General features: G+C 43.6%; 5 protein-coding genes. 4 read left to right on the top strand and 1 reads right to left on the bottom strand.

What is annotated here, in order from left to right; translation table 11 throughout:
* Positions 1-203: 203 nt before the first annotated feature.
* Positions 204-959, bottom strand: a complete 756-nt coding sequence (locus Q7J27_05705; protein MDO9528637.1) for a nuclease-related domain-containing protein — start codon at positions 957-959, stop codon at positions 204-206.
* A gap of 286 nt (positions 960-1,245) precedes the next feature.
* Between Q7J27_05705 and Q7J27_05710 the strand changes: the two genes are divergently transcribed.
* The 4 genes from Q7J27_05710 to Q7J27_05725 form a co-directional block, all read left to right on the top strand.
* Positions 1,246-1,527 carry an integration host factor subunit alpha gene (locus Q7J27_05710; protein ID MDO9528638.1) on the top strand — a complete coding sequence of 94 codons (282 nt, stop codon included), beginning with the start codon at positions 1,246-1,248 and terminating at the stop codon, positions 1,525-1,527.
* 41 nt (positions 1,528-1,568) lie between these two features.
* Complete coding sequence (locus Q7J27_05715) at positions 1,569-2,240, top strand: endonuclease (GenBank protein ID MDO9528639.1); 672 nt, start codon at positions 1,569-1,571, stop codon at positions 2,238-2,240.
* A gap of 437 nt (positions 2,241-2,677) precedes the next feature.
* Positions 2,678-3,514, top strand: coding sequence for a hypothetical protein (locus Q7J27_05720; protein MDO9528640.1), 837 nt, complete (start codon positions 2,678-2,680; stop codon positions 3,512-3,514).
* Positions 3,514-4,158: nucleotidyl transferase AbiEii/AbiGii toxin family protein (locus Q7J27_05725; GenBank protein MDO9528641.1), on the top strand; the 645-nt coding region annotated here is incomplete at its 3' end. The genes Q7J27_05720 and Q7J27_05725, both read left to right, overlap by 1 nt.

The raw sequence follows: 4,158 nt of genomic DNA on the forward strand, positions 1-4,158 counted from the left end.
GCCTTGAACATTGCTTCTGTGCCTGGACGGATGGTGAAAAAGATTCTATGACCACTCAAACATGTAGTGCCAGAAAACGAGGCTGGCCGTCTTTAACTTACTGTTATTGCATAAGAATATTTTTGTCTTCATGAATTTGGGCCAAGAAGGTAGAATTGTGTTTTGACTTTCTTGATGTCGAGGATTCGAAAGAACGACGCTATTTATACTTCCACTACGTGTAGCCTCGTCAGCGCGGAAACAACTTTATGCTGATGTCTAAAAGAGCATCTTTGTCTATGTTTCGTGATGTGATCCTCAATATTGGTAGGCCTCAAAACAGGAACCCTTCCGCTGATATGCAGTTTCAATGCACTCTCCGGATTGGTAAACAACACCGCTCCGTTAATCCAGACATCATTGATACCCTTGGATACAAAGTACTCCTTCAAGGGAAAGATATGAGACCTGACCTGTCTGATAGGGTTTCTCATATGATCAGAATACGGGGTTCCCCCTCCACCGACCTTTCGCACTTCCCATTTCGGATCGGCCTCAGTTCCCACGATTATCCCTTTATTATTCTTCACCTCGACGACAAATATTCCATTGGGTCCACACACAACAAAATCGGCTTCCCTGTACCCGGTTTTAGATTCTTTACAGGGTATCCTTACCTGGTTGAATATGGTGTAGCTGTCATCCAGTTCTGACAGTGTTTTTAACGCGTATTCCTCGCCATCAGCACCAGCTTCGGCAATTATAGTATCGGTGCCGGTGCCGAACATAACACATAAACCGACCATACCAGCCAGTACCAATCCAATTATCCCGATTTCCAGCAGGCCCAATCCACCGATCACAACAAAAAAGCCCAGAGACACCAGTAAGATAATTATTCCCTTTTCCCTGGCACTGTCCCGGTTTTTTCCAGCTTTGTCCCTGAGACTGTTCGTTTTTATGTATTGCAGATCCGCCATAACAAGTCCTCTACTATATATGAACACGAGTGCCACTAATATATGCCAGCTTTGACCTGTAAGAAAGACGGTGGGGATCGAGCTTGAATTTATGTTTTTCAGCACAGATAACCTGCATCGACAATTCATTGAGACAGCACCCATTAAAAGGCAATTGACTGTTAATTCGTTTGCAGTCATTATCTATCTGTTCTTCCTTGACAAAATTGTGATATACAAGTATTTTTTCTATCGATATGCCCCATAAAATACAAACACCCTTATTATCAAAGGAGGTACCTTCCCCATGGCCCTTACAAAAGCAGAAGTAATTAAATCAATACGGAACGAGTTTGGTTTTCCCTTAAACAGATCCACAGAAATATTCGAATGTTTCCTTGGGACAATAAAAGAATCTCTCGTAAACGGTGGGGACGTCATGATCAGCGGATTCGGGAAGTTCTGCGTCAATGAAAAGAACGCCCGGAAAGGAAGGAACCCTCAAACAGGAGAAAGTATCATATTGGAAGCAAGAAAGGTTGTTACTTTCAGGTGCTCTTCGAGGCTAAAGGATAAAATTAACGGTTGATGAACACATAATATACAAGGTATTCCGATAAGGGAAAAGCAATGAAGAGATTTTCATCATTTCTCATAGCTTTGTTAATAATCTGCTTGATAGGAGGATTTTCCTATGCTGCTGACAAAGGCAATACCAGATTCCAGTCATTCAGCAAAGTAAAGATGATCCTTTTAAAACAAGTATACTCAGACCACCTCACCACATTCTACTGCAACTGTCCATTCACCATGAAAAAGAAAATCATTCCCTCGGATAGATACACCCCTAAGAAAAAATGGGAACGCGCAAAAAGCGTTGAGTGGGAGCACATAGTGCCAGCCTATCAGTTTGGACATAACTTTCCCGAATGGAAGAACGAAAGTCCAGACTGTCTAACATCCAAGGGCAAACCCTATAAAGGCCGGAAATGTGTCGAAAAGATTCAGCCTCAGTACCGATACATGCAGGCAGATATGTACAACCTTGTGCCCGCTGTGGGGGAAATCAACGGTCTTCGCTCAAACTACCCCTATGGGATTATCCCGGGAGAAAAAAGAGAATTCGGAAACTGTGACATGGAGATTGAAGATAGAAAAGCGGAACCGCCACCTGAAAAACGGGGAGATATTGCACGGACGTACTTCTATATGGACTGGGCCTATCCGGGATATGGGATTATCAGTAAAAAGAACCGGAAACTTTTTGATGCGTGGGACAAAGAAGATCCTGTCGATACCTAGGAATGTAAAAGGTGTGAGAGGATAGAGAAGATTCAGGGAAATGAGAATTTATTTGTAAAGGAACCCTGTCAGGCTGAGGGGTTGTGGTAGCGGATAAAAAAGGGGTAGCCACTTACGGCTACCCCTTTAACTTTCCTTGCTATTTCTTCAAACACACATCTCGGTGAAAAGAGGTCACTTAAAGGGCATAAGCCACTCAATGGCGCTTATTTCGATTTTTTTCTTACCTTTGGCTTTCTTATAGACAAGGTATCAATATCTTTTTCCATTCTGGAGTCACAATAAGGATCTAATAGGCATAAGAACTTATTCAAAGCAACATTGTCATAAAGAAGTCACATTTTGTGTCTTATCACGACACGAAATGTGATTAAAGCATAATTTCCTATTGACAATGTTATTGTTTAAGTGCTAAATGTGCCACCAGGAAGCACATTATGAATCTGAAAAATAACACAAAAATGAAAACCCTTGGACCTCAGGCCGCCCATCTAGTCACCACACTCTACGAGGAATATAAATTGATCTTTCGCCTGGAAGACGTCCAGCGAATTCTTGGCCTGGAAGAGGCCTCCGCCCGTAGCCTTACAAGAAATCTCGTAAACAGGGGTGTAGTGACACGGTTGAAACCAGGCTTGTTTATTATCGTGCCCCTCGAACTTGGAAAGGAAAGGGAATACATGGGCAACCCCCTCATCCTCGCCCATGAACTTATTGAAGGGAAGGATTATTATCTTTCTCATGGTACCGCCATGGAAATTCACGGGATGGTCACCCAACCACAGCTTGTCGTACATGTAACGACACTGAAAAAACGCCGAACAATTAATATTCTGGGCACCGATTTTAAATTCATTACCTGTAAGAAGGAGCATTTTTTCGGTATGACCGAACAATGGGTGAGTAAACAGGAAAAAGTGACTGTAAGTAATATGGAAAAAACCATTATCGACTGTCTCCAACAACCCGAGCACTGTGGCGGTATTACGGAAACGTCTAAAGGGATATGGATGCGCCAACAGGATCTGAACACAGACCGGCTGATCGAATATGCGCTAAGGATGGGCATCGGCGCTGTCATACGCAGGCTGGGCTATATCTTGGAAATTTATGGAATCGGCTCCCCGGAAAACCGGAAAGCCCTTCAGGAGCTTCTGACAGAGAGTTATGTAAGGCTTGATCCGCTTCTTCCGTCTGAAGGAAAGTTCGTCAGGAAGTGGAGATTGCAGCTCAATGTGTCGCCTGACGAACTCCTATCCGTGGTAAAAACATAATGATACCTCAGAGAAACCTGTCTTTACTATCGAATCGTCTCGCTCAGAAAGGTGGCCGCCGTATTCCGGAGACTGTTCTTGAAAGGGACTATTGCCTGTCCTGGTTCCTCGTGGGCCTGTCAAAAACATCTCTCACAGACCTCCTGGCCTTTAAAGGCGGCACGGCCATCAAGAAATGTTACATCCCGGACTACCGTTTTTCCGAAGATCTCGATTTCACCCTGCGAGAAGATGTTTCTTTTGAAAAAATTGAGGAGTACCTTGCCCTTGTTTTTGAATATGTAGAGCAAGCCTCGGGAATCAAACTTCGAATCAGCCGATATGATCGACATTCACATGAGAACTGTCATACCTTTTTCCTCGGATACGAAGGACCCCTGCCAGGTGTATCTGCTAAAGAGGCCAAAGTGGATATCACAATAAATGAAAAACTCGTCTTTCCCATAGCATCAAAACCCGTTCTCAAAGCATACGATGAATATGAGGATCTGCCAGAGAAGGAAAGAATCGGGGTTTATTCGCTCAACGAGATCGTATCGGAGAAGATCGTCGCTCTTCTTGACCCGGCAAGAAACGAGCCACGCGATCTTTACGATTTGTGGTATCTCATAACCAACGGTCATGTAAATCCAGCCGATTTAATT

This window comes from Syntrophales bacterium (genome assembly GCA_030655775.1).
Classification (GTDB): Bacteria; Desulfobacterota; Syntrophia; order Syntrophales; family JADFWA01; genus JAUSPI01.

Bases quoted from the DNA above. Each gene is read 5' to 3' on its own strand.
- Q7J27_05705 (MDO9528637.1), bottom strand. From the start codon at position 959: ATGGCGGATCTGCAATACATAAAAACGAACAGTCTCAGGGACAAAGCT.
- Q7J27_05720 (MDO9528640.1), top strand. From the start codon at position 2,678: ATGAATCTGAAAAATAACACAAAAATGAAAACCCTTGGACCTCAGGCC.
- Q7J27_05710 (MDO9528638.1), top strand. From the start codon at position 1,246: ATGGCCCTTACAAAAGCAGAAGTAATTAAATCAATACGGAACGAGTTT.
- Q7J27_05715 (MDO9528639.1), top strand. From the start codon at position 1,569: ATGAAGAGATTTTCATCATTTCTCATAGCTTTGTTAATAATCTGCTTG.